Raw genomic sequence first — 24,097 nt, 5'->3', positions numbered from 1 at the left:
GGAAAAACATGTCTGCCTTTACCACCCGTCCCGAGATTCTGGGCCGGTTCGGGGTTGTGACCTCGACCCATTGGATCGCCTCTGCCGTCGGGATGAAGATCCTCGAACAGGGGGGCAATGCCTTTGACGCGGCCGTGGCCACCGGCCTTGCCCTGCAAGTGCTTGAGCCGCATCTGAACGGCCCCGGCGGCGACATGCCCGCCATCCTTTATTCAAAGGCGCGCGACAAGGTCGAGGTGATCTGCGCCCAGGCCCCCACGCCGGCAGGCGCCACGATCGAACACTACCGGTCCGAAGGGCTTGAGGTCATCCCCGGTGACGGTCTGCTGGCCACGGTCATTCCCGGCGCCTGGGATGGCTGGATGCTGATGCTGCGCGACTATGGCCGGCTGTCCCTGCGCGATGTGCTGGAGCCTGCGATCTTCTATGCCGCCAAGGGCCATCCGGTGCTGCCGCGCGTCGCGGCCACCATTGCGGGGCTGGCCGATTTCTTCCGCGACGAATGGCCGACCTCGCATGAGACATGGCTGCCGGGTGGCGCGGCCCCCGCGCCATGGTCGAACGTGACCAACCCGGCCCTGGCCGAGACATGGACCCGCATCCTGGCCGAGGCCGAGGCGAAACAGGGCCGCGAGGCGCAGATCGATGCCGCGCGCGATGCCTTCTATCGCGGTTTCGTGGCCGAGGGGATCGCGGATTACCTGTCAACAGCCGAAGTCATGGACGCATCCGGCCAGCGCCACAAGGCGGTGCTGACGGCGGATGATCTGGCGGGCTATGCCGCCCATGTCGAAGAACCGCTGACCTATGACTACCACGGCTGGACCGTCGCCAAATGCGGACCATGGACGCAAGGCCCGGTGTTTCTGCAGACGCTTGCCCTGCTCAAGGGCTTTGACCTCTCCGCGATGGACCCGATGGGTGCCGATTTCATCCACCATGTCGTCGAGGCCAAGAAACTGGCCTATGCGGATCGCGAGGTCTATTACGGTGATCCCGATTTCGCCAAGGTCCCGCTGGATGTGCTGCTGTCGCATGATTACAACGCGGCCCGCCGTCGCCTGATCACCGACAAGGCCAGCCTTGATCTGCGCCCCGGCAGCGTTGCGGGCCATGAGGACCAGTTGGCGCGCACGATGGAATTGCTGGGCCGTCTGAGCCGCACCGATCAGGCCGTGTACGAGCCGACCATGGCGCATCTGTCCGAAAAGAAGGGCGATACCGTCCATATCGACGTGATCGACAACGAAGGCAACATGGTGTCCATCACGCCTTCGGGGGGCTGGCTGCAATCCTCGCCCACGATTCCGGGTCTGGGTTTCTGCCTGAACAGCCGGGCGCAAATGTTCTGGCTGGAGCCGGGGCTGCCCACCTCGCTGGAACCGGGCAAGCGCCCGCGCACCACGCTGACGCCGTCGCTGGCGCTCAAGGACGGGGTGCCGCAGCTGTCCTTCGGCACGCCGGGCGGCGATCAGCAGGACCAGTGGCAACTGGCGTTCTTCCTGCGCTACGTGCACCACAAGATGAACCTGCAGGAGGCGATCGACGCGCCGCTGTTCCATTCGACGCATTTCCCCTCAAGCTTCTTCCCGCGCTCGCGCGAACCCGGCATGATCATGGCCGAAACCAGCTTTGGCGCGGCCGTGCTGGACGATCTGCGCGCGCGTGGCCACAGGATCACCGAGGCAGAGCCATGGACCGTGGGCCGGATGACCGCCGCCCGGCGTGACCCGGACGGGCTGTTGCGCGCCGCCGCCACGCCACGCCTGATGCAGGCCTATGCGGTGGGGCGCTGAGCGATGACCTATTCCATCGTCGCGCGTGACCCCGCCACCGGCCATCTGGGCGTTGCTGTCGCCAGCCGCTTTTTCGCCGTGGGCTGTGCCGTTCCTTTCATCAAGGGTAGGGTGGGGGCCGTGGCCACGCAGGCTTTCGTCAACCCGACATACGGTCCCGACGGGTTGCGCCTGATGGAAGCGGGCGCGCCGCCCGAGGCCATCGTGCCGATCCTGACCGGGCGCGATGACGGGCATCCGAACCGGCAGTTCCACATGATCGATGCCGCCGGGCGCAACGCGGCCTTTACCGGGGCGAATTGCGTCGATTGGTGCGGGCATCTGCTGGCCGAAGGCGTGTCGGTTGCGGGCAACATGCTGGAAGGGCCCGCCGTGATCGGCGATACGCTGGCGGCCTACCAGTCCGCCATGGACAAGCCATTGGCCGAGCGGTTGCTGATCGCCATGCAGGCGGGCGAGGACGCAGGCGGCGACAAGAGGGGCCGCCAATCCGCCTGCCTGGTGATCTACCGCGATCAGGATTACGCCTGGCTGGATATCCGCGCGGATGATCATGCGGACCCGCTGGAAGAGTTGCGCCGCCTTTATGCCGTGGCGCAGGAGCGTTTCCTGCATGTGGCCGAAACCATGCCGACGCGGGAAAATCCCCATGGTCTGACTGACCGCAGCGGCATCGACGCCACCATCGCCCGGCTTGAGGCGGAAAGGATCGCCGCAGGTCGGCCCACGGCATCCCATATAGTCAACAAGGGCTGAGGCCGCAGCATTCCCAACAGCAGCGCGCCGGCCCCATGGGGGACCGGCGCGTTGTCATTTTCATGATGTGATCGGGCGCGGGCAAGTCCCCGCCTTGATCAGAAGTTGACGTTCAGCGACACACGCACCGCATGGCTTTCAAAGCCGTCGCCAAAGAAGGCGCCCTTGTATTCCGCACCGATCGTGGTCTCGGACGTGGCGGTCTTCGCCAGGCTTGCCGAGACACCGACCCCCAGATCCACCCATGTATCGTCCATTGCATCGACCGGCATCGAGAAACTGGGCAGCCCCGCGAAATTGGCGCTGATCAGGTCGTCGCCCCCGGTCTGCGAGGTGATCGTTGCATAGGCGAAGGAATGCATCATGCCGCCGCCCACCTTGTAATCCGCCTCGGCGCGCAGACCGGCGCTGGCCAGCAGGAAGTTGGTGCTCTGGTCGCCCACGGTCAGGTTGCCCAGACCCGCACCGGTTTCGGCATAGCCGTCGATGTCGACCTTGGCGAACTGGACCGATGCGGTCGGACCCCAGCGCCAGTTGTTGCGCGGCTGCAGCCAGTCGGCCTCGATCCCGGCGACAAGAACGCTGCCGTCCGTCTCGCCCGTGGCGGTTGCGCCCAGCACACTGATGTTGCGCTCGGTATCCAGCGACAGGTTCTGCCAACCCAGCATCGCCTTGTAACGGCCATTGCCGCCCATGCTGCCGCGCGCATAGAGACCCAGCCCCATGCTTTCGACGTCGACGCCGCCCGCACCCAGTGCCAGATCGGTCTTGGCCTCGCCCGCGCCCAGCATGACGCCGACCCAGTTGCCGGGGGTGACGTTGCGCTCGATCCCGGCCCAGGCGTTCATGCTTTCGGTTTCGTAGCCGAAGTTGTTCGACGTGGCGTCGGCCTCGGAGACCCGTCCGCCCAGGGACACGAAGCCACGCGTGTCGCCGTCCAGCGACCAGCTTGCGCCTTTGCTGGAGACGGTCGAACCGTCAGCCGCGTCAGCGCCCTCGCCACCGGGCAGGGCAAAGAACTGATCCGTGCCCAGCGCATAGGCCGATCCGAAGATCCCGGCACCCGCGCTGAAGCCCAGCTCGGCCAGGGCCTGCTGGCGCTCCGCCGGGGCCAGCGCCATGACGCTGTCGATGATCGCAAGATATCCGGCATCGGCGCCCAGATAGGGCACATTGGCCGCATCCAGCGAACCGGCCACGACGAATTGCGCGCGGCTGCCCGCAGCCTGCACCACGGGGGCAAAGACCGGAACGATCCGCAGCGTGAACTCGCCCGTGTCGATATCGCCCACATCCAGCATGAAATTGAGGTTCAGGTTGCGAAGATCTTCGATCGGGGCGACCTCGAACATACCGCTGGCGGTCATTGCGGCAAGGACTTCTGCCGGGATGGCGGCACCGTCGGTTCCGGTCGTACCCAGTGCCGAGACATCGACGCCAAGCGAGGATGCAAGCGCGGCCAGACGTTCATCCAGCGTGGCAAAATCCGCAGGCGCACCTGAGGGTGCCACGGCCACGCCAAGGTTGCCATAGCGCCATTCCTGATCGCCCGTGTGATACCACGCGATGAGAACGGATTCCTCATCTGGCAGAACGGTGCTTGAGGCATCCCAGAACATCCCATTCGGGATCATCGTGTTGTCCAGCAGCCCAGTCCCGAACAGCGCGGTATGCGTGGCATTGTCCAGCGATGCCGTCGTGATCTGGAACAGGTCGTTCGTCGGGGCCATTTCGGACCGCGAGGTGTCGAAAAATCCGATCCCCGAGGCTTCCTGACCGCCACCGCCGAACAAGCCATCAGGCAGGTTGAACCGCGGGATCAGCCCGTCATCGAACAAGACCGCACTGTCCGCAGGCGAGAGGGCCACGAAACTGGAACCGCTGCCGGTCCCCAGCACGAAGGCGAAATTGGTAATCCGCGCGCCGGTCAGGTTCGATGTCTTGCCATAGGTGAAATACTCGGTCACGCCGCCGCTGGGGGCCACGCGCAGCCGCATGTCCAGCGGCACGGGGCCGGTCAGGCGCGTCTTGATCCGTTTGCCCGCGCCCTGTGCTGCGTCACACAGGATGTCAGGGTTGTTCGCCATCAGACAGTTCAGCACGCCGCTGGGGCTGCTGGTGCCGACCTTGTCCCAATCGGCATTGGGGGTGATTGTGACGGCTTTCAGACCCGGTTCAAGCACGCCTTCGGCAGGGTCCGAGAAAATGAAACCGTCACCTGAGACGCCTGCCAGCGGGGCATCAAGCAGCGTGCCTGCCTGTGCAAGCCCTGCCGCCAGCAAGAGGGGCAGGGTGACAGCCGTGCCCAGAAGGCGCGCGCGCGCCTGTGCACCGGGTTGAATTATGTGTCTGCGCAACATGACTTAGCTCCAATCATTCAGGTTCCGTGCGTGCGGGGATGGGCAGGTGTCCTCCTCATCCGCCTGAGAACAACCTATAGACACGTTCTGAAAAGTGAATTTGACATTAGTCAAAGTTGCAGGATTCATATATCGAAAGAGGAATATGGTTGCTCAAATGCAACAAAAACAACCTCTAAAGTATATTTCAGATGCAGCTTAAAGGAGAGTCACCGGCCGCAGCCCTGCGGCCGCCTGCCGACGGCTGTGCGGGACCCTCGGGATCGGATGCGGGTGATCAGCCCAGGGGCGCGGTATCGACCCGTGGGGCAGGTGCCTGCGGTGCGGCTTCGATCTGCACCAGGCAGCTATGCGCAATCGGGCCCTGGGCCAGTTTCGACGTGCCCTTATCGACCGTCAGCGTGTTGGGGTTTCCATGCAGGCAGGTATCGCCGTCCGGGTCATACCAGGCGCCCGTGGCGATCTGGATGACACCGGGGCGGATCGTGTCGCTGATCCGCAGCCCGGCCATGCAGGCCCCGCGCGCATTGAAGATCCGCACGATCTGCCCTTCGGTCAGGCCCCGCGCGGCGGCATCGACCGGATGCATCGTGACAGGTTCGCGCCCCTTGATCCGCGCGCCCCGGCTGACCGGGCCGTGGTCCATCTGCGAATGCAGCTTGGTGGCGGGCTGGGTCGAGATCATGTGCAGCGGCGCATCGGGCCCGGCATTGCCCAGCCATTCCAGTGGCTCTAGCCACGCGGGATGACCGGGGCAATCGTCATACCCGAACCCCGCGACGGTGTCCGAGAATATCTCGATCCGGCCACTGGGGGTCTTGAGGGGGTGGGCCTTGGGATCAGCGCGGAATCCTTCCATCAGCACGGTGCGTTTTGCAGGGGCGGGGACGCGCACCCAGCCCTGTTTCTGCAACTCCTCGAAACCGGGCAGTTCGACACCGCCGCGCGATGCCGCCTGGCGCGAGACATCGTAAAGCCAGCGCACCCAGTCTTCGGGGCTGCGGCCCTCGGTAAACGCGTCCTCGACCCCCATCCGCGCCGCGATCCCGCGAAAGATGGCATGGTCGTCGCGCGCCTCGCCCACGGGCGGGATCGCGCGGTCCATCACGGTGATGAACGGATCCTTGCGCGACATGGCGATGTCGCTGCGTTCCAGCGCCGTGGTGCAGGGCAGCACGATATCGGCATGCCGCGCCAGGCTGTTCCAGCACCATTCGTTCACGATCACCGTATCGGGCCGCGCCCAGGCCCGGCGCAGGCGGTTGAGGTCCTGGTGATGATGAAACGGGTTGCCACCGGCCCACCACACCACCTTGACGTCCGGATAGGTCAGGCGGCGTCCGTTGTAATCCACGCTACCGCCGGGGTTTTCCAGCATGTCGGCGATCCGCGCCACGGGGATGAAGCTTTTGACCGGGTTCTGTCCCTGCGGAAAGGCGGCATAGGGCAGGTAGCGCCGCTCGAGCCCGTTGTTGTTCATCGCCGAATAGCCAAAGCCGATCCCGCCGCCGGGCAGCCCGATCTGGCCCAGCATCGCGGCCAGGGTGATCGCTGCCCAATAGGGTTGTTCGCCGTGATCCTGCCGGGTCAGGGAATAGGAGATGCCGATCATCGTGCGATGGCCCGCCATGTCGCGCGCCAGCGCGCGCAAACGGTCGGCAGGGATGTCGCAGATCGCAGCCGCCCATTCGGCGGTCTTGGCGATGCCGTCGGTCTGTCCGCGCAGATAAGCCGCGAAACGGTCGAAACCCACGGTGTAGCGGTCCAGAAAGGCGCGGTCATGCAGCCCTTCATCCAGCAAGACGTAAGCCAGACCAAGCATCATCGCCGCATCGGTCGAGGGGCGGATCGCCAGCCAGTCGGCCTCGAGTGCCTCCAGCGCGTCGGAGCGCTGCGGCGAGATATTGGCGAAACGCGTGCCATTGGCGCGCGCGGCCAGCATGCCCCCGCGCTGCACATGCGCGCCCGTGCCGCCCTGTCCGATCTGCCCGTTGGACAGGGGCAGACCGCCAAAGGCCACGAAAAGTTCGCAGCTCTCCGCAAGAACCTCCCACGAGGTTGCGCGCTCCAGCGGGCCAAGGAAATCGCCGATCACATGCGGCACCATCACTTCGGCTGCGGCATAGCTGTAGGTGTTGACCGAATAGGAAAAGCCGCCGATGCAGTTCAGGAACCGCTTGAGCTGGCTTTGCGCGTGATGGAACCGTCCCGCGCTGGCCCAGCCATAGCTGCCGGCATAGATCGCCTGATTGCCATGGGTCGTGCGCACGCGGTCCAGTTCGGCCGCCACCAGCCGTTCGGCTTCATCCCAGCTGACGCTGACGAATGCCTCGGATCCGCGCAGATCGCCACGGGTGCCGGGGCCATGCTCCAGCCAGCTTTTGCGCACGGCGGGGCGGGTGATCCGCAAGGGATCGTCCAGCACGCCGACGATGCCCTTGCCGATGGGCGAGGGGTCGGGATCCTGTTCGAAATCGCGCAGTCCGGTGACGCGGCCATCCGCAACCTCGACCCAATAGGTGCCCCAATGGCTGTTGGTCAGAAAATCGCGGTTATGGTCGGTCATGGGGCCCTCTTTCGGGAATCGCGCGCCGGTCGGGGCTGTGCCCGGACCACATGATGCAACTGTCTGCCAGACAAGCCGGCAAGGCAAGCATCTGGACCCCTGTCAGCCCTTGCGCGCGCCGTGCCGTCCTTCTAGCCTGCGCACACAGCATCCTGTTGAACATATTCGAAAAAGGAGGGGAGGCCTTTGTCGAACATGGTTGATCCACAATCGCAAAAAATGAACTGGCCGGGGTTGTCCGGCAAGACGGCGCTGGTGACCGGGGCATCCTCGGGGCTTGGGGCGCATTTCGCGCAGCTTCTGGCCGGACATGGCGTCAAGGTGGTCGCCGCCGCCCGCCGGCTGGACCGGGTCGAGGCGCTGGGTGACACGATCCGCGCGGCGGGCGGGCAGGCCGAAGCCCTGCAGATGGACGTGGCCGATGCGGCCTCGGTCGGGGCCGCGCTGAAGGGCAGAACCTTCGACATCGTCATCAACAACGCGGGCACCACGCTGTCGGCATCCGCGCTGGATCACGGTGTCGATGACATCGACCGGATCATCGACACCAACCTCAAGGGGGCGTTCCATGTGGCGCGCGTCACCGCGTCGGCGATGGCCGCACGCGGCAATGGCGGCACGATCGTGAACGTCGCCTCGATCCTTGGCATGCGTGTGGCGGGGCATGTGGCGGCCTATGCGGCGTCAAAGGGTGGTCTGGTGCAATTGAGCCGCGCGCTGGCGCTGGAATGGGCCCGCCACGACATCCGCGTCAACGCGCTCTGCCCCGGCTATGTCGAGACCGAGCTGAACCGCGACTTCTTCGCCTCGGAGGCGGGGCGCGCGCTGATCCGGCGCGTGCCGCAGCGCAGGCTGGGCCAGCCATCCGATCTGGACGGGCCGCTTCTGTTGCTTGTGTCCGACCTGGGCCGGTTCATGACCGGCACCGAAATCGTGGCCGACGGTGGCCATCTTGTGTCTTCGCTCTGAAAGGACGGCCCCATGGATTTCACCATTTCCCCCAGGATCGAGGATTTTCGCGCCCGTATCGCGCGTTTCGTCGCCGACGAGATCATGCCGGTCGAGGGGAACCGCGCCGCCTGGGATGACCACGGCAACATAGGCTACGCGCATATGGAGCCGTTGCGGGCCAAGGCCCGCGATCAGGGGCTGTGGTGCCTGCAACTGAAACCCGAAACAGGCGGGCAGGGGCTGGGCAAGGTGGGAATGGCCGTCTGCTACGAAGAGATGAACCGCTCGATCTTCGGGCCTGTCATCTTCAATTCGGCCGCACCCGACGACGGCAACATGATGGTTCTGGAACAGGCGGGCACGCCCGCGCAGAAGGAACGCTGGCTGGATCCGATCGTGCGGGGCGATGTGCGGTCATCCTTCGTGATGACCGAACCGCATCCGGGCGGCGGGTCCGATCCCGGCATGATGATGACCAAGGCCACGAAAAAGGGAGACAGCTATGTCATCAGCGGGCGCAAGTGGTTCATCACGGGGGCGGCGGATGCCAGTCATTTCATCCTGCTCGCACGCACCTCGGATGATCCGCGCCGTGGGTTGACGGCCTTCCTGCATCACCGCGACGAGCCGGGCTGGCGCATTGATCGGCGCATTCCGATCATGGGGCCGGAGGAACATGGCGGGCATTGCGAACTGATCTACGAGGATATGGTGCTGCCCGCCGACCGCGTCATCATGGGCGAGGGGATGGGCCTGAAGATCACCCAGATGCGGCTGGGACCGGCGCGGCTGACCCATTGCATGCGCTGGCTGGGTCTGGCCAAGCGCTGCACCGAGATCGCGGGCGACTATGCCGCGAACCGTTACGGCTTTGGTATCCGGCTGGCGGACCGCGAAAGCATCCAGATCAAGATGGGCGATCTGGCCATGGGGATCGAGATGGGGCGCCTGCTGGTGATGAAGGCGGCATGGGCGCTGGATCAGGGCAGTTTCGCCAGGAAGGAAGTGTCGATGGCCAAGATCCATTGCGCAAACCTCTTGCACAAGGCCGCCGACGTGGCGATCCAGGTCAACGGCGCGCGGGGCTATTCCACGGATACGGTGCTGGAATGGATCTATCGCTATGCGCGGCAGGCGCGCCTGGTCGATGGTGCCGACGAGGTGCACCAGATGGTCCTGAACCGCCACCTGGCCGAGGAGGGACGCGATTTCTGGCGCTGGCTGCCCGGCGAAAGCTAGGGCGCGGGACCCGAAATCTGCCACCGAAATGCGCCGCTACTGCGCCAGAAATGCCAGATTTGGCTGATATCGCTATCCTTCTGACCGCTCCACGGGGCGCAGCTTGGGATAGGACCGATGCAGCACAGCCGCCACCTTGCGCCATCCGGTGCCCATGAGCTGCCACAAGCGCGCATCGGCATCAGCGCGCGCCATGCCCGCCTGTTCGAGATGATCCGGCAACAGGACCTGTCACAGCGCGCGCTGGAGCGCCTGCATCACCGAACGGCGGATGAACGGGCGCCGTCACTGCCATCGCCTGCGGTGCTGGCGGCGACATTATACGATGGCCCCTCTCACGTATCGGACTGATCGGCGTCCTGATCCGTGCCTTCGCGCTTGAAGCCGGTAGCGACCACGAACTTCTCGGAACTGTCCGCGCGTGACGCGGCGGGCTTGACGTTCACGACCTTGCGAAAGCGCAGTTTCAGAAGCTTCTGCAACTCGCCCTCGGCCCCGCCCGCAAGGACCTTGGCCACGAAGGTGCCGCCCTCTTCCAGCACATCGAAGGCGAAATAGGCCGCGGCCTCGCACAGTGCGATGATCCGTAGATGGTCGGTCTGCTTGTGCCCCGAGGCCGAGGCGGCCATGTCCGACATCACCACATCGGCGCGCCCGCCCAGCCATGTCTTGACCTTTTCGTCCGCGTCATCCTCAAGGAAATCAAGCTGATGGATCTCGCAGCCCGCGATGGGTTCCACCTCTTGCAGGTCGACGCCCAGGATGGTGCCGATGCGCTTGCCCGACTTTTCTCCCAGCGCATTGACGCGCGGCACGGCCACCTGGCACCAGCCGCCCGGCGCGCAGCCAAGGTCCACGACGCGGGCACCCGGCACCAGAAAACGGAACTTGTCGTCCAGTTCCAGTATCTTGTAGGCCGCGCGTCCGCGAAAGCCGTCGGCCTTGGCGCGTTTCACGTAAGGATCGTTCAACTGCCGCTGCAACCACAAGGTCGAGCTGATCTTGCGCCCGCGCGCGGTCTTGACCTTGACGGTCAGGTCGCGCTGGCCGCGCCCGGATGTGGCCTTGGCCGCGCCGGCAGGCTTGTTCTTTCCCGTGGTCTTCTTCTTGTCGGTCATCGTCGCTCCGCAGAGGCGCATGCGGCCTCTTCATCGTTCTTCACATACTCATATTCCTGCCGAAGCGCCATGCGCGACGGCGCAGGGCTCAGAATGGCCCGTCCTCCAGCACACCATCCGCACTCATCTGCGCATAGAGCAGCCCCTCGCGCAGGCCGCGATCCGCGACCGACAGCCGGTCGGTGGGCCACAACCGCAACAGTGCCTGCAGGATCGCCGCACCGGACATGATCAGCGCCTGCCGATCCTGACCGATGCGCGGATCACGCCGCCGTCCGGCGGGACCAAGGTCAAGGTAGTTGCGGATCACCTTGTCGATCTGGTCCGAGGTCATGCGCAGGCCGTCCACCTTGGTCCGGTCATAACGTTTCAGCCCCAGATGGCTGGCAGCCACCGTGGTTACCGTGCCCGATGTGCCGACGATCTGGAAACCCTCGCGCTTCTGCTCGTCCTTGTAAGGGGCAAATTCGACAAGGTTTTCCTCGAAATACCAGCTCATCAGAGCAAACCGCGCGGCGTCGTCCTCGACATCGCTGAAATGGTCGCGCAGGGTCGCAACCCCCAAGGGAACCGAGATCCAGTCGACCACCTTGGCGGCCGGAAAGGGGCTTTCGGGGGGATGGAACCCGGCATGCAGCCGCATGATCGCGCGCGGTCGTTCGCGCGGGGCCACCTGCGACAGGTCGATCCAGACCAGTTCGGTCGAGCCGCCGCCGATATCCACGACAAGCAGCTGTTCCGTCTTTGTCGACACCAGCGGCGCGCAGGAAATCACCGCAAGGCGTGCCTCTTCCTCGGTCTGGATGATTTCAAGCTCCAGCCCGGTTTCGCGTTTCACCTGCTTGATGAATTCCCCCGCGTTGCGCGCGCGCCGACAGGCTTCGGTCGCCACAAGGCGCATTCGCTTGACCTTGTGCCGCTTGAGCTTCTGCTGACAGATGCGCATGGCCTGCACGGTCCGCGCCATCGAGGCGCGGCTGAGCATGCCAGAGCTTTCGAGACCGGCGCCAAGCTGCACCGATTTCGAGAAGCTGTCGACCACATGGAACTGGTTGCCCTTGGGTTGGGCAATCAGCATGCGGCAACTGTTCGTACCCAGATCCAGCGCCGCATAAAGCTGCGCTGTATCGGGCGGTGTCGGCGCGGGGCTTTCGACCGGTATCGGGAACGCGCCCGCACCTTCGGGACGCTTGGGCGTCATTGGAACACGCCCTCCATTTCGAGTTGTCCTAAAGGTAGTGAGATCATGAGCGGCGCGCAAGCGTTCCGGTTGGCTCAAGATCATCTTTAGGATTTTTCCGATCCCGACCCGTGGCGCGGGCAGGCCGATGCGGTGTACACAGGTCGAGGTCGCAAGGCGCGGCCCATCTGTCGAAAACCGCCTCTTTGTCGCAAGGGAAGGGCAGTAGACAGGGCGAACCGTATTAGGGGAATCAATCAATGCCGGATGTCACCATCGTCTACTGGCGCGACATACCTGCCCAGGTCATCGTTGGTCGGGGCCGCAGCGGCGCGAAACGTCAGCTGGCCGAACGCTTCGAGCAGGCCATCGACCGTGCCGCGATGAAGACGGGTGCGGCGGGCACGGATGACTACCTTGCCGAATGGCGCAAGGCAGATCCCTACACGGTCGAGGGCGACAGCCCCTCGGATATCGCCGAGCTTGAGGCCGCAAGGCTTGAGGCCGAATATGACCAGGACCGGATCAAGGCCCTGATCGCCAATGACGGATGGGCCGCTGCTGAATGAGCACGACCCTGCCGCGCCTGTGGGAGGCCGCAATGGCACTGTTGAATTTCCGCAAACGTGACGACAGCCACACCTCGGGCACAGGTCCGGTGAATGCGCAGGTCGAGGCCTTTCTGAAGGGATATTCGATCGAGGTGATGCCGCGCACCGCCGAAAAGGTCGAGGATTTTCGCGCCCTGCTGCCCGAAGGCACGCGCGTCTACATCGCCCATATCGAAGGCACCCCGATCGAGGACATGGTCGCAACCGCCCGCCGCCTGGCGCGCGACGGCTATCCGGTCATGCCGCATTTCCCGGCCCGCATCATCAAGGACCGCGCCACGCTGGCCGACTGGATCGCGCGCTACAAGGGCGAGGCGGGCGTTGATCAGGCGCTTTTGCTGGGCGGTGGCGTCAGCACGCCCGCGGGCGATTTCGACAGCTCGATGCAGCTGATGGAAACCGGTCTGTTCGACGGTTTCACCCGCCTGCACGTGGCAGGCCACCCCGAGGGGAACCGCGACATCGACACCGATGGCGGCGACCGCATCGTGATGGAGGCGCTGCGCTGGAAGCAGGCGTTTTCGGAACGCACCGACGCCAAGATGGCGATGGCGACGCAATTCGCCTTCGACGCCAAGCCGATCATCGCATGGGCCGACCGTCTGCGCGCCGAAGGCATCGACCTGCCGATCCATATCGGCATCGCGGGTCCCGCCAAGCTGCAGACGCTGATCAAGTTCGCCATCGCCTGCGGCGTTGGTCCCAGCCTCAAGGTTCTGCAGAAACGCGCGATGGATGTCTCCAAGCTGCTGCTGCCTTACGAGCCGACGGATGTTCTGGTGGAACTGGCCGCGCACAAGGCGGCGAACCCGGATTTCAACATCGAACATGTCCATTTCTTCCCGCTTGGCGGCATCGCGACCAATGCCAACTGGGCCATTCAACATGGCGGGCGCTCTGGCGTGCCGGCCGCACAGACCCAAGGATAAGCTGACCCATGACCCGCACGATCATCGAATCCAAGACCAAGACCGCAATCATCGGCTTTGATCAGCCTTTCTGCGTGATCGGCGAGCGCATCAACCCCACGGGGCGCAAGAAGCTGGCGGCCGAGCTTGAGGCGGGCGATTTCTCGACCGTCGAAAAGGATGCGCTGGCGCAGGTTGCCGCGGGGGCCACGGTGCTGGATGTGAATGCGGGTGTCGTCTACAACTCCAACCCCAACCCGAACGAGACCGAACCGCCCTTGATGCGCAAGATGCTGGAACTGGTGCAGGGGCTGGTCGATGTGCCGCTGTGCATCGACAGCTCGGTTCCCGCCGCACTGGAAGAGGGGCTGAAGGTCACCGAAGGCCGTCCGCTGCTGAACTCGGTCACCGGCGAAGAGGAACGGCTGGAATTCGTGCTGCCGCTGGTCAAGAAATACAACGTGCCGGTCGTGGCCATTTCAAACGACGACACCGGCATTTCCGAAGACCCCGACGTGCGTTTCGAAGTGGCGAAAAAGATCGTCCAGCGCGCCGCCGATTTCGGCATCCCCGCCCATGACATCGTGGTTGATCCGCTCGTCATGCCGATCGGTGCCATGGGGACCGCCGGCCTGCAGGTCTTTGCCCTTGTGCGCCGCCTGCGCGAGGAACTGGGCGTCAACACGACCTGCGGCGCATCCAACATCAGCTTTGGCCTGCCGAACCGTCACGGGATCAACAACGCCTTCCTGCCGATGGCGATCACCGCCGGCATGACCTCGGCGATCATGAACCCCATCGCGCTGCCGGTGCCGATGTCGAAGATCGAGGAAAAGAAGCTGGCCTTGGCCGCGGCGGGCATCATCGTGCCCGACGACATGGATCTGGAACTGTTCTGCCAGCTGACCGGGCTGGGGTCGACCAAGCCGCGCGCCGGATCCGAGATGGAGGCGATCCGCGCCGCCAACTTCCTGACCAACAACGATGCCTCGGGCGGGGAATGGATCCGGTTCAACCGCGCGCCTTCCGCCGAGGGCGAAGGCGGCCGGGGTGGCCGCGCAGGCGGACGCCGCCGCCGCGGCTGACCCAAACCCATCAAGCGAAAATGCGAAAGCCGGGCGGCATCGCCCGGCTTTTTCATTCATGCCCATCCGGCATGGGATCAGATCAGGTGCAGATCACGCGCGATCAGGGCCGCATGGGTGCGGTTGCGCGCCTCGAGCTTGCGGCTGAGGGTCTTGACATGCAGCTTGACCGTGACTTCCTGCACATCCAGTTCCTGGGCGATTTCCCGGTTGGATTTTCCCGCGCAGACCCCTTGCAGCACATCCTTTTCCCGGCGCGTCAGAACCGGCGTGCCGACAGCATCGGCATCATTGTCCGCGTGCTTCGTATCCGACGGATGGGCCGCTTCGCCTGCCAGGATCCGCCTGACACGCGCGACCAGGGCATCCGGCGACAGCGTCTTGGGCAGGTAATCGGCAGCACCGTCCATGATGGCGCGACGCTCGATCTCTTCCGAGGAAGTGCCGGTCAACAGGGCGACAGGACCGGGGCGGTTCGCATCAAGGCAGCGTATCAGGCCGCTTGGCATGGTCATGCCGGGCATAGTCAGGTCCAGAAGGACCAGGTCGAATGATCCATGGCTGCCTATCTGCTCAAGCGCACCGTCCAGATCCCGGCTTTGGCTGACATCCACATTCGCGGCAGCAGCCAGGTAGGAGGCCAGCGTCTCGCGCACGAGGTCATGATCGTCCGCGATCAGTATTCTGGATTTCACGTTTAACTTTCCACGTTTTACAAAGTGAGCAGGCTGACCCCGCGAATTTGTAGGCAGCCAGTATTTTATAGAGATCCTGAAAATTTACCACTACGCTTTTGATGCAAGATCAACCAAAAGATATTCACTTGCCCAAAGACAATTGCACCGGCCAGGCGTTAGAGGGGATTGTCATCTGGACCAGGCATGAAAACTGGCCCAGACTGCGTTGCATGATGCTTGACGGGGCGCTTGTTGATGGATGAGGGATCGTGACCGACAAGAACCGCCCTAATCCTTCCGCAGACAGGTTCGGGCTGCGTGTCCTGCCCGTGATCGCCATAGTCTTCGGGTTGCTGTCACTGGCCGTTCTGATGGTGCAGGCCCCAAGGATCTGGCAGCAGATCGACTGGTTGGGCCGTTTTGAAAGCCGGTCCATCCACAGCGCCGGCCACCATCTGGAATCATCCTTTCTGCTGCTTGAATTGGCGGTTCTGCGTGCCACTGACGAGGACCGGCCCGAAATCGGTCAGTTGCGACGGCGTTTTGGCGATCTGGTGGCGGAAATCGATGCGCTGAAGACGACGATCGCCAGACCCTCGTACCTGGGACAGGCGCAATTGCGGATTGAGACCAACGCGGCGCTGGCGGCGTTTGCGTCCGAGAACGAAAAGCTGGCCGTTTACTTCATGCTCAGCGATGACGCGTTGATGACGGCGCTTCCACAGTTGATCGAGGACCTGGAGGTGGTCCGCGCCGCGTTGGAGACGCTGACCGATACGGCGGATCGCATGGTGCAGCAGAAGGACACGATTATCCAGGAGGACCTGGGCCGATCGCTTCTTCTGCTTGTGTCGGCGGCCTTTGTCCTCTTTGCCTCGACTGCGCTGCTGGCCTCGGTGTTCTGGCGGATTTCCCGGATCAACCTGCAGCGCGCAAGGGAAAACAGGCTGGTCAGCGCGCGCCTTGAAACGGTTGTGGACACCTCGCAGGATGCGATCATCGTCACCGATGACGCGGGCATCATTTCCGGCTTCAGCCGCTCGGCCGAACAGGTCTTCGGCATGGCCAGCAGCATCGCCCGAGGGCTTGTGATCGGTGAACTCATCTTCGAGATGGATGGCCGCGCCCTGTCGTTGGCGCGCATGGACATGCCTGATGTCGAACGCGTCCAGATGGTCGGTCGCGATGCGGTGGGGCGCGAATTCCCGATAGAGGTGTCCCTTGGCACGGCCCTGCGCGAGGGAAACACGATCCACGTGTTCTTTCTGCGCGATATCTCGGCCCGTCTTGCCGTCGAAGAGGATCTGCGCGCCTCACGCGACAAGGCCTTGGCCAGCGAACGCGCCAAGGCGCATTTCCTGGCCGTCATGAGCCATGAGATGCGCACCCCGTTGACGGGCATCCTTGGGGCGATCGAACTGATGCGCACCAATACCGATGGCCGGAACATCAAGGATTACCTGGATATCCTGCAATCATCCGGCGAGCTTTTGCTGGGGCATATCAACGATGTGCTGGACCTGACCGAGATCGAGTTCGATGGGCATCAACCTGACCGAACGCGTCTTCGATCTGGATGCGCTTCTGGCCGATGTCACGCGCAGCCTGATCCCCGCCGCCGAACGCAAGTCCAACAGCCTGATGCTGCACAAGTCGACCGAACAGATGGGATGGTTCCGGGGCGATCCTGTGCGGATCCGTCAGATCCTGATCAACCTGATCGGAAACGCCATCAAGTTCACCAACGATGGCCAGATCACGGTCGATGTGGATGTGGCCCCCGATACCCAGGGGCTGATCCTTGGGCGCCAAAGGATCGAGATCCAGATCGCCGATACCGGCACCGGCATCGCACAGAACCAACTGGACAGGATATTCGAGGACTTCGTGCGGTTGGAGGATACCGCCGCGCGCAAGACCGAAGGCACCGGGCTTGGGTTGGGGATCGTCAAACGGCTTGTCGGCGCGATGGGCGGCAAACTGGGCGCGGAAAGCGTTCTGGGCGAGGGCAGCCTGTTCTGGATCAGCCTGTCCCTGCCGCCGGTCGAATTGCCCACTGCCGTCAGCGAGGTTCTGACCGATCCGTCGGATGTGCCCCGGTCTTCGGTACTGTTGATCGAGGATAACGAGATCAACCGTTTCATCCTGCGCGAGATGCTGCAACTGGACGGGCACAAGGTAGCCGAAGCCTCTGACGGCAGCCAGGGCGTCGAGATGGCCGCAGCCGAGGCCTACGACCTGATCTTCATGGACATCAACATGCCGCGCATGAATGGCGTGCAGGCGGCAAAGGCCATTCGCGCCGGAAAGGGCAAATCGGCCAAGGCACGGATCGTGGCCCTGACCGCGCATGTCTTTGATCATGATCTGCGCCGCTTCAGGGACGCGGGCATGGAGGATGTGGTGATCAAACCGCTGCGCTGGGAAGGGCTGCGTCGCGTGATGCGGGGCACCCCTGCCACCACGGCAGACCAGCAACCGGATGCTGCGCTCGGGGCAGGTGGGGGCGCGCTGCCGCCCTTGCTGGACAGGGACGTTCTGAACCTGCTGCATGATACGCTTGGCCCCGAAAAGCTTGGCAGTCTGTTGGACCAGTTCACGACCGAGGCAGAAACGGCGTTGTCCGAAATCCGCGAAGGCCTGCATGGCCCCCGGCAGATCTTGCGGGACCGCTTGCACGGGTTCGCAGGTCAGGCCGCCACCTTTGGCGCGCGGCGCCTGCACAGCGTTCTGGGCACGCTCGAGGACGAGGTTCTCGAGATGTCTCCGTCAGACATGGAACGCCTTCCCGACCGGCTTGAGGGGCTGTGGAACGCCACGCGCAAGGAGGTTCGCGCCTTGCGCAGCCTGCTGCCCGCAAGCGCACTGACGGCGGAAATCCGGCCAAAGGGACCTTTGCGGGACGCCAATGATCCGCGCCGGATGATCTGACGGCGGAAGTGGCATCAGCCAGGTCGGACAGGTCTTTTTTTGTAACGCAACCTGAAACAATGTTCAGTAAATTCGCAGGTTGAGTTTTGGATTTGCCACGCAAAGACCACAAACCCGGCCAATAGATGCCCGGAGTATTATGCAATCTTGCAGTGTTCAGGAAACAATGGAGCCGGAAATGCTTGAAATCCTGTCTGCTGCGCTGATTTGTGCACTGACCCTGCGCGCCCTTGCCGGATCGCTTGTGACGCAGGGGGGGCAGATCAGGCTTCCGCAAGTCGAGCTGGGGTCGCTGCGCACATGGATCCTGATGTCTCTGGCGGCCATCCTCGTCTTGAAACCGCTGTTCGGCAGCGCCTTTGTTCTTGCGCTGCTGCTGCATGAACTTGGCCATGTCATGGCCCATCGCCAGCTGGGTCACACGGATGCGCGGTTCCGGCTGGCGCCGCTGGTGTCGAACATTCCAGTGTCCCAGCGCAGGATACCGACACAGGCGCAGGACTTCTTCGTCACCATCATGGGGGCGGGCTTCAGCATCGCACCGATGGTCGTCGCATTGGTCGCAGCCAGCCTGTTCAAGGGGGCAATGCCCGGGTTCTACACTTTCTTCTTCGCCCTCGGCACGGCGATCGGCGCGCTGAACTTCATCAATCTTCTGCCCCTGTTGCCGCTGGACGGCGGGCGTTGCCTGCGCCAGATCCTTGCCACCTTCAGCCCGCGCACGGGGATGCACGTGATCCTGACCATTTCCGCGGGCGCCGCCGCGCTGTCATTCGTACAGGAATCGATGTCCCTGATCGCCCTCGTTTGCCTTGGGGGCCTGGTGTTTTTCCGTCCGGACACCGAGTGTGCCGAAAAGGCGCCCATGTCACAGGGCCAGGCAGGCCTGGCGCTTGTGGTCTATGGTTTCACGATTGCCGCCCATGCGACGGGCGGTTGGTATTTGATCAGACTGTATTTCTGGTGAATGCCCTATTCTAAAGTAGTATAATTGAGTTCCCCAAGTTGTAATTAGGGCACAACACGCATGGCACAATTTAATGCCAGTTTACAGATTTGCCCTGTTCACACTACATTTTGTGGAATTGAGCAGCAAAGTTGGGCCGAAAAAATGCGCGCCGCCATAATTATCATGTCCCTCGTGGGGCTTACAGCATGTACCGAAGGTGGGATCGGCGAATTCTCGTCATTCGGGGACAATGTCTCGACCGTCGCCGATACATCGGACCGTGACTATTATCCCGACGACCAGCTGCTTGTCGAAGCCAAGCTTCAGTTCACGAACAACAACTACGGCAAGGCCAATGCGCTGTTCAAACGCGCGCTGGAGGTGGCACCGAACGATCCGCAGGCGCTTTTGGGCTATGCGGCCAGCTCCGACATGCTGCGCCGCTTCGATCAGTCCGACATGGCCTATCGCAAGCTGCAGCCGATCATCGGCAACCGGATCGAATTCCACAACAACTACGGGTATTCCCAGTTGCTGCGCGGAAATCTGCAAGTGGCGCGTCGGCACTTCCTGATCGCCTACGAGATGGACCCAAGCAACGAATTCGCGGCCAACAACCTGGAGTTGCTGCGAAACTCGTCCTCCTACCAGCGCCGGTCGCGCGGGGATTTGCGCGGGATCTGAGTGAGCGACGCGAACCACGGGTTGAGCCATGGACCTGGCGCATCAGTTCATGTTGTGGCTGTGCTTTGCCTTTCTGGCCCATGTGGCCTGGCAGGACTTTCTGGCTCTGCGCATCCGCAACCGCGATGTGGCGATCTTCTCGGCCATGGTGCTGGCGCTTCTGGCCTTGCGCGGCTTTGACGGGGCACTGCCCGATCTCATGGCGGGACTGCTGCTGTTCGGCTTGGGTTTCGTGATGTGGATGCTTGGCGGGATGGGGGCAGGGGATGTCAAACTCTACCTGCCGCTCGGGGTCTTCGTGGGCTGGGGACTGTTGCCTGTCTATGTGGTCTTTCTGCTGATCGGATCGGTCATCATGCTGGTCGCCGTGCTGTTGGCGCGCCGCTTCCCCTCGGACAGGGGGCGGATCCGCGCCCGCATGACGGACATCGCCGCATCCCGGGCGGTGCCCTATGCGGTGCCCATGGTTTTCGGGGCGATCCTGACCCTCTTGCCGCGGGCCTTGCAGATGTGATGAAGCCCCAGTTTACAGGGATTTAAGCATTCTGCATAATCGGGCGAAAGCGCAGAGGGCGCCATGTGCCGGTTTCTCGGTAGGGTTGATTACAGGTTGCGAGTTATAATGCGGTGCGGTTGCGGCGCCTTCAATCCAACCATTTGAACCTGATCCGAAAGGATTGCCCATATGCGTTTCCTGAGATCCGACAGCGGCTATGCGCTGGTATTGACCCTGCTGTTCATGCCGGTTTTCGTCGGAATGGCGCTGCTTGTGATCGACATCAGTCGCGGCAACAACGCCAATTCGGATCTTCAGGCGGCCGCCGACGCCTTGGCCCTGGCCGGGGCGCGCGAACTGGACGGCGGCGTGGATTCCATCGACCGCGCGATCGCGGCCATGCGGAACATCGACAACACCGTCAGCTTTCTTGGGCAGACCGACGAGAATGCGGCGATCATGCTGACATTTGGTGCCGCGAATGATCCAGACGAATACGCCGTCGTCTTCCTGTCAGGTTTGCCTGCAAGCGACGATGAAGCGATCGATTTTGACCTGTGCGTCACCAATGACACCAGCAGCACGACCTGCGCGACCGACCAGTCAGAGGCGCGGTTCATCTTTGTGCGCGCGCAGTCCGAAGATCTCAATCCGTTTTTCGGACTGTTCTTTCCGGGTGCCAATCCCGTCGCGGACGTCCCCATCGCGGCAGAGGCCGTGGCGACCTATCGGGAAGTCGCCTGTCAAGCCCCCCCATTGTTCATGTGCAATCCGGTGCCCACAGGGGCGACGGGCTACCCTTCGATTGTCGACGCGTTCAATGCGGGTTGGTTCCACGCGCGGCTGATCAAGCTGCGACTTGGTTCGAACACCGGGAATTTCGGCTTCCTCAATCTGGGTGACCTGCTGAATGTCGGGAACCTTCAACTGCCGGCTTACAGGCAGATTTTGACGACGGAACAAGAACTTGACGGGTGCAATGTGACCTTGGACGCGCTTGAGACGCGGACCGGTCAGATAACGTCGCTGGATCGTTGGTTCAATACGCGTTTCGGCCTTTACAGCCAGAACCAGGTCAGGGGTATCGCAAGCGATGAGATCGTTCGAAAGGGCTTCGTGCTGCAGGGCAATCAATGCGATGGAGATGTGGATGATACCTTCAGCGACATGGTCACCGATACATCCATCGACCCCGGGGATTTCAACACCAGCAACTGGCGCTACGATGGGGACAGGATCGATGCAATGGGATTTCCATCGAACTATTCGACAGAGTTTTCATCCGGTAGCGTCGAGGTCGGCGGAACGACACGGCCATCGGGGGCGAACGGATATGTCTGGCCCTATGACTTCTATCTCGGATTTAATTATCCGACGCAGGCCGCATCCATTGCATCGGCGATCGCGCCGCAGGCCTATCCTGCAGGTGACATCGTGCGGAACCCGAACCTTGGCACGCCCTCGCGTCATGATGTCTATGCCTATGAGCGGGCGAATGTGGGCACGCTTGGCAACAATGTCCGGAATTCGGACCCGCTTGTGAACAGCTGCAGTTCTGCGCGTCCTTCTGTAAGGGACGGGCGTTACATGTACGTTGCCTTTGCTGATTGTGACGCCACGCCGCCAACGGGCACATCCGTGCCCTTGCGCATAATCGCCTATGGCAAGTTCTTCCTGACGACACCCGTCATCGATGATGTGATCGCCGGAGAGATCGTCGACCTGACCAACGAAGGGCTTGGCACAACCGATCTTGCATTCAGAGACGAGGCCTTTCTGGTCCGCTGAACCAAGGGGTATTCGCCTGGGGCCAAAAAAAGGGCTGGGCGGCGGCTTACGTTATCGTTAGATAAGAGTTACGCTAAAGGTTATATTGTTTCTCAGATACGCGTTTTCCTGACTGCCGAATCACTTCCTTGAATCAGGGTAGAATAGTGGCATCAAGCTTCTCGGAATTGCGAATAATACCCTATTCCAAAGTATAGGCTTCTTCTCGCAAAACGTGAACAATCCTCTCGAAATTGCGGGAATGGTTGCTTTCGAACCCCATAAAATCAACCGAGGCTTGATCTATCCAGGTGGGTAGACGAATGATTGTGGCATAAGGAAGGCAAAGCCATGCCGCCTTGGGTGAACAAACGTAAATGTACGGGCCTTTGTGGCGGAATCAGGGCGAGGCGGGGGCCTGAGCCTTTTTAAACCAACAACTTGAACGCATCGGAGAATTAACATGCTCAACAAAGCAATCACCGCCCTGCAAGCCTTCCGCAAGGAAGAAGACGGCCTCGCGCTGACCGAATACCTCATCCTGCTGGGCCTGCTGACCGCAGCGGTCATCACTGCCGTTGCCCTGTTCGGGACCAACCTTGGGGTGGCCTGGGGTGGTTGGGCGACCTGGATTTCCACGACATTCGGTGCCGGTGGCGCACAATAAGGATCAAAGGGCGGCTTTTACTGTCTCACTTTGACAACTTGTCTCCTTAACTATTGCCATTCCCCGGTTTCCATTTTTCAAACCGGGGAATGTTCATTAAACTCTCTTCACGGTAGTAGCCTGTTTTTCAAGGCTCTGGTGAAGAGTTTCCCATTTATCAGCGGCATTTTTTCGGTCTCGGCGCAGCAGACGCCAGGGAATAGCTGGCCGGAGTTGTGTCGCAAAGGCAGAGCAATAGGATTGTCGGAATGCGGGCCTCTACGTTTCTGAGCATAGCAATCGCCATGGTTCTGGCTGTCGCGGCCGTATTCGGGGTTCAATCCTATCTGGATACCCAGCGCCAGCAGTTTGAGCAGGCAGCCCGCAGCGAACGCGGCGAAGTGCAGAACACGATCGTCGTGGCCCGCAACCCGATGCGTTTCGGTGAACGGATCACGGTGGAAAAGCTGCAGGTCATCCCTTGGGCCAGCCAGACCTTGCCCGAAGGCGCATTTACCAGCATCGCCGATCTTGAAGGCCGGACCGACGATACCGCGCGTTTCGTGCTGTCCTCGATCGAACGGGGCGAACCCGTGCTGTCGGCCAAGATCACCAACCCCGGACAGCGCGCCAAGCTGTCGACGGCGATTTCGCCGGGCATGAAGGCCGTGTCGATCCGCGTCAATGACGTGCTGGGTGTCGCCGGTTTCGTTCTTCCGGGCGACCGCGTCGATGTCCTGCTGACGCGCAGCGAAGGCGGTCGCGATGGCGAGGCCTTCGTTGATGTCCTGCTGCAGGGCGTTCGTGTCGTCGCCATCGACCAGACCGCCGATGACACCCGCGACCAACCCAGCGTGGTGCGCACCGTGACATTCGAGGTCACGACCGAAGAGGCGCAGAAACTGACCCTTGGCGCCACCGTCGGCACGCTGTCGCTGGCGCTGCGCAACGTGGTGTCGGCCGATGCGGAAGAGCCCAGCCGCATGACGCTGAACGAGCTGAACATGACCTCGACATCGGCCACCCTTGCCGCCGAACAGGCCGCAGCCGATGAGGCCGCCCGCCGGATCGAAGCGGAGCGCCAGAACGAGCAGACCGCGCGCCTTGCCGCGCTGGAAGAGATGATCCGCAACATGGGCAGCGATGTGACCGGGAAACTGGCCGAGGTCGAAGAGAACCTTGCCGCCGCCCGGACGGTCGAACCCCAGGTGGTCGAGAAGGAAGTGATCATCGAGAGGGTGATCGAAGTGCAACCCCCCAAGCCCAGCTTTGTCACCATCGGCGTGGCGCGCAACGGGCAGCGTCAGGAATACACAGTAGGAACCGATCAGCCTGCCGCGGAATGACGCGGCAGAAGTCAGAACCAGAGGCGAACAG

The 24,097-nt window shown here is 62.6% G+C and carries 20 protein-coding genes and 1 pseudogene; 16 read left to right on the top strand and 5 right to left on the bottom strand.

Annotation, left to right across the window (positions count from 1 at the left end; genetic code table 11):
- The first annotated feature begins 8 nt into the window (after positions 1-8).
- Together ACMUJL_RS01855 and ACMUJL_RS01850 are read left to right on the top strand one after the other, a co-directional pair.
- Positions 9-1,796 (top strand): gamma-glutamyltransferase family protein, encoded by a 1,788-nt coding sequence (locus ACMUJL_RS01855; RefSeq protein WP_375570859.1) that lies wholly within the window; start codon positions 9-11, stop codon positions 1,794-1,796.
- A gap of 3 nt (positions 1,797-1,799) precedes the next feature.
- Complete coding sequence (locus tag ACMUJL_RS01850) at positions 1,800-2,552, top strand: DUF1028 domain-containing protein (RefSeq protein WP_375570861.1); 753 nt, start codon at positions 1,800-1,802, stop codon at positions 2,550-2,552.
- A 98-nt stretch (positions 2,553-2,650) separates the two neighbouring features.
- On the opposite strand, the gene ACMUJL_RS01845 is transcribed toward ACMUJL_RS01850, so the two are convergent.
- Positions 2,651-4,912, bottom strand: coding sequence for a choice-of-anchor F family protein (locus ACMUJL_RS01845; RefSeq protein WP_375570863.1), 2,262 nt, complete (start codon positions 4,910-4,912; stop codon positions 2,651-2,653).
- A 277-nt stretch (positions 4,913-5,189) separates the two neighbouring features.
- Entirely contained in the window at positions 5,190-7,478 is a 2,289-nt protein-coding gene (locus ACMUJL_RS01840; protein WP_375570865.1) for a molybdopterin guanine dinucleotide-containing S/N-oxide reductase, read from the bottom strand.
- A 219-nt stretch (positions 7,479-7,697) separates the two neighbouring features.
- Here ACMUJL_RS01840 and ACMUJL_RS01835 point away from each other — a divergent pair, with 219 nt between their 5' ends.
- From ACMUJL_RS01835 to ACMUJL_RS01825, 3 genes are all read left to right on the top strand, one after another.
- Positions 7,698-8,447 (top strand): SDR family NAD(P)-dependent oxidoreductase, encoded by a 750-nt coding sequence (locus ACMUJL_RS01835; protein ID WP_068295299.1) that lies wholly within the window; start codon positions 7,698-7,700, stop codon positions 8,445-8,447.
- Between the two features lie 12 nt (positions 8,448-8,459).
- On the top strand, positions 8,460-9,668 hold the full coding sequence (locus tag ACMUJL_RS01830) for an acyl-CoA dehydrogenase family protein (protein ID WP_375570867.1): 1,209 nt from the start codon (positions 8,460-8,462) through the stop codon (positions 9,666-9,668).
- 117 nt (positions 9,669-9,785) lie between these two features.
- Positions 9,786-10,019, top strand: a complete 234-nt coding sequence (locus tag ACMUJL_RS01825) for a hypothetical protein (protein WP_375570869.1) — start codon at positions 9,786-9,788, stop codon at positions 10,017-10,019.
- Here ACMUJL_RS01825 and ACMUJL_RS01820 read toward each other — a convergent pair.
- Complete coding sequence (locus tag ACMUJL_RS01820) at positions 10,004-10,786, bottom strand: RlmE family RNA methyltransferase (protein ID WP_068295302.1); 783 nt, start codon at positions 10,784-10,786, stop codon at positions 10,004-10,006. The two genes, ACMUJL_RS01825 and ACMUJL_RS01820, sit on opposite strands and share 16 nt — an antisense overlap.
- Positions 10,787-10,874: 88 nt before the next feature.
- Positions 10,875-11,987 (bottom strand): Ppx/GppA phosphatase family protein, encoded by a 1,113-nt coding sequence (locus tag ACMUJL_RS01815; RefSeq protein WP_375570871.1) that lies wholly within the window; start codon positions 11,985-11,987, stop codon positions 10,875-10,877.
- Between the two features lie 239 nt (positions 11,988-12,226).
- Between ACMUJL_RS01815 and ACMUJL_RS01810 the strand changes: the two genes are divergently transcribed.
- Genes ACMUJL_RS01810 through ACMUJL_RS01800 form a run of 3 tightly spaced genes read left to right on the top strand, consistent with a single transcriptional unit; the run spans position 12,227 to position 14,570 of the window.
- Positions 12,227-12,535, top strand: a complete 309-nt coding sequence (locus tag ACMUJL_RS01810) for a virulence factor (protein WP_068295071.1) — start codon at positions 12,227-12,229, stop codon at positions 12,533-12,535.
- A 32-nt stretch (positions 12,536-12,567) separates the two neighbouring features.
- Positions 12,568-13,506: a methylenetetrahydrofolate reductase gene (locus ACMUJL_RS01805; RefSeq protein ID WP_375574040.1), complete on the top strand. Its 939-nt coding sequence runs from the start codon at positions 12,568-12,570 to the stop codon at positions 13,504-13,506.
- An 8-nt stretch (positions 13,507-13,514) separates the two neighbouring features.
- Positions 13,515-14,570, top strand: a complete 1,056-nt coding sequence (locus tag ACMUJL_RS01800; RefSeq protein ID WP_068295074.1) for a methyltetrahydrofolate cobalamin methyltransferase — start codon at positions 13,515-13,517, stop codon at positions 14,568-14,570.
- A 77-nt stretch (positions 14,571-14,647) separates the two neighbouring features.
- Here the strand turns inward: ACMUJL_RS01800 and ACMUJL_RS01795 are convergent, their stop codons facing one another.
- Positions 14,648-15,265: a response regulator transcription factor gene (locus ACMUJL_RS01795; protein ID WP_375570874.1), complete on the bottom strand. Its 618-nt coding sequence runs from the start codon at positions 15,263-15,265 to the stop codon at positions 14,648-14,650.
- Between the two features lie 353 nt (positions 15,266-15,618).
- Here ACMUJL_RS01795 and ACMUJL_RS01790 point away from each other — a divergent pair.
- The 8 genes and pseudogenes from ACMUJL_RS01790 to cpaB form a co-directional block, all read left to right on the top strand.
- A pseudogene (locus ACMUJL_RS01790) lies at positions 15,619-16,722 on the top strand (PAS domain S-box protein); the annotation flags it as partial.
- A 64-nt stretch (positions 16,723-16,786) separates the two neighbouring features.
- Complete coding sequence (locus ACMUJL_RS01785) at positions 16,787-18,178, top strand: ATP-binding protein (RefSeq protein ID WP_416914094.1); 1,392 nt, start codon at positions 16,787-16,789, stop codon at positions 18,176-18,178.
- Between the two features lie 178 nt (positions 18,179-18,356).
- On the top strand, positions 18,357-19,145 hold the full coding sequence (locus tag ACMUJL_RS01780) for a hypothetical protein (protein ID WP_375570878.1): 789 nt from the start codon (positions 18,357-18,359) through the stop codon (positions 19,143-19,145).
- A 144-nt stretch (positions 19,146-19,289) separates the two neighbouring features.
- Positions 19,290-19,811: a tetratricopeptide repeat protein gene (locus ACMUJL_RS01775; RefSeq protein WP_068295088.1), complete on the top strand. Its 522-nt coding sequence runs from the start codon at positions 19,290-19,292 to the stop codon at positions 19,809-19,811.
- 28 nt (positions 19,812-19,839) lie between these two features.
- Complete coding sequence (locus ACMUJL_RS01770) at positions 19,840-20,325, top strand: A24 family peptidase (RefSeq protein ID WP_375570880.1); 486 nt, start codon at positions 19,840-19,842, stop codon at positions 20,323-20,325.
- Positions 20,326-20,496: 171 nt separating this feature from the next.
- Positions 20,497-22,095 carry a pilus assembly protein TadG-related protein gene (locus ACMUJL_RS01765; protein ID WP_375570882.1) on the top strand — a complete coding sequence of 533 codons (1,599 nt, stop codon included), beginning with the start codon at positions 20,497-20,499 and terminating at the stop codon, positions 22,093-22,095.
- A gap of 442 nt (positions 22,096-22,537) precedes the next feature.
- Positions 22,538-22,741 (top strand): Flp family type IVb pilin, encoded by a 204-nt coding sequence (locus tag ACMUJL_RS01760; RefSeq protein WP_375570884.1) that lies wholly within the window; start codon positions 22,538-22,540, stop codon positions 22,739-22,741.
- Positions 22,742-22,989: 248 nt separating this feature from the next.
- A complete protein-coding gene (gene cpaB, locus ACMUJL_RS01755) occupies positions 22,990-24,066 on the top strand; it encodes a Flp pilus assembly protein CpaB (protein ID WP_375570886.1) in 1,077 nt (358 codons plus the stop codon).
- Positions 24,067-24,097: the final 31 nt, after the last annotated feature.

It is taken from the genome of Seohaeicola sp. (assembly GCF_048006315.1).
Taxonomy (GTDB): Bacteria; Pseudomonadota; Alphaproteobacteria; order Rhodobacterales; family Rhodobacteraceae; genus Seohaeicola.
The sequence above is the reverse complement of the archived record's forward strand: the minus strand, read 5'-3'. Positions and strand labels throughout refer to the sequence as shown.

What these genes read in the sequence shown, in the direction of transcription:
- ACMUJL_RS01845 (WP_375570863.1), bottom strand. Translation starts at nt 4,912, where the DNA reads ATGTTGCGCAGACACATAATTCAACCCGGTGCACAGGCGCGCGCGCGC.
- ACMUJL_RS01760 (WP_375570884.1), top strand. Translation starts at nt 22,538, where the DNA reads ATGCTCAACAAAGCAATCACCGCCCTGCAAGCCTTCCGCAAGGAAGAA.
- ACMUJL_RS01805 (WP_375574040.1), top strand. Translation starts at nt 12,568, where the DNA reads ATGGCACTGTTGAATTTCCGCAAACGTGACGACAGCCACACCTCGGGC.
- ACMUJL_RS01850 (WP_375570861.1), top strand. Translation starts at nt 1,800, where the DNA reads ATGACCTATTCCATCGTCGCGCGTGACCCCGCCACCGGCCATCTGGGC.
- ACMUJL_RS01775 (WP_068295088.1), top strand. Translation starts at nt 19,290, where the DNA reads ATGCGCGCCGCCATAATTATCATGTCCCTCGTGGGGCTTACAGCATGT.
- ACMUJL_RS01765 (WP_375570882.1), top strand. Translation starts at nt 20,497, where the DNA reads ATGCGTTTCCTGAGATCCGACAGCGGCTATGCGCTGGTATTGACCCTG.
- ACMUJL_RS01835 (WP_068295299.1), top strand. Translation starts at nt 7,698, where the DNA reads ATGAACTGGCCGGGGTTGTCCGGCAAGACGGCGCTGGTGACCGGGGCA.
- ACMUJL_RS01820 (WP_068295302.1), bottom strand. Translation starts at nt 10,786, where the DNA reads ATGACCGACAAGAAGAAGACCACGGGAAAGAACAAGCCTGCCGGCGCG.
- ACMUJL_RS01825 (WP_375570869.1), top strand. Translation starts at nt 9,786, where the DNA reads ATGCAGCACAGCCGCCACCTTGCGCCATCCGGTGCCCATGAGCTGCCA.
- ACMUJL_RS01785 (WP_416914094.1), top strand. Translation starts at nt 16,787, where the DNA reads ATGGGCATCAACCTGACCGAACGCGTCTTCGATCTGGATGCGCTTCTG.
- cpaB (WP_375570886.1), top strand. Translation starts at nt 22,990, where the DNA reads ATGCGGGCCTCTACGTTTCTGAGCATAGCAATCGCCATGGTTCTGGCT.
- ACMUJL_RS01815 (WP_375570871.1), bottom strand. Translation starts at nt 11,987, where the DNA reads ATGACGCCCAAGCGTCCCGAAGGTGCGGGCGCGTTCCCGATACCGGTC.
- ACMUJL_RS01800 (WP_068295074.1), top strand. Translation starts at nt 13,515, where the DNA reads ATGACCCGCACGATCATCGAATCCAAGACCAAGACCGCAATCATCGGC.
- ACMUJL_RS01770 (WP_375570880.1), top strand. Translation starts at nt 19,840, where the DNA reads ATGGACCTGGCGCATCAGTTCATGTTGTGGCTGTGCTTTGCCTTTCTG.
- ACMUJL_RS01810 (WP_068295071.1), top strand. Translation starts at nt 12,227, where the DNA reads ATGCCGGATGTCACCATCGTCTACTGGCGCGACATACCTGCCCAGGTC.
- ACMUJL_RS01830 (WP_375570867.1), top strand. Translation starts at nt 8,460, where the DNA reads ATGGATTTCACCATTTCCCCCAGGATCGAGGATTTTCGCGCCCGTATC.
- ACMUJL_RS01840 (WP_375570865.1), bottom strand. Translation starts at nt 7,478, where the DNA reads ATGACCGACCATAACCGCGATTTTCTGACCAACAGCCATTGGGGCACC.
- ACMUJL_RS01855 (WP_375570859.1), top strand. Translation starts at nt 9, where the DNA reads ATGTCTGCCTTTACCACCCGTCCCGAGATTCTGGGCCGGTTCGGGGTT.
- ACMUJL_RS01780 (WP_375570878.1), top strand. Translation starts at nt 18,357, where the DNA reads ATGCTTGAAATCCTGTCTGCTGCGCTGATTTGTGCACTGACCCTGCGC.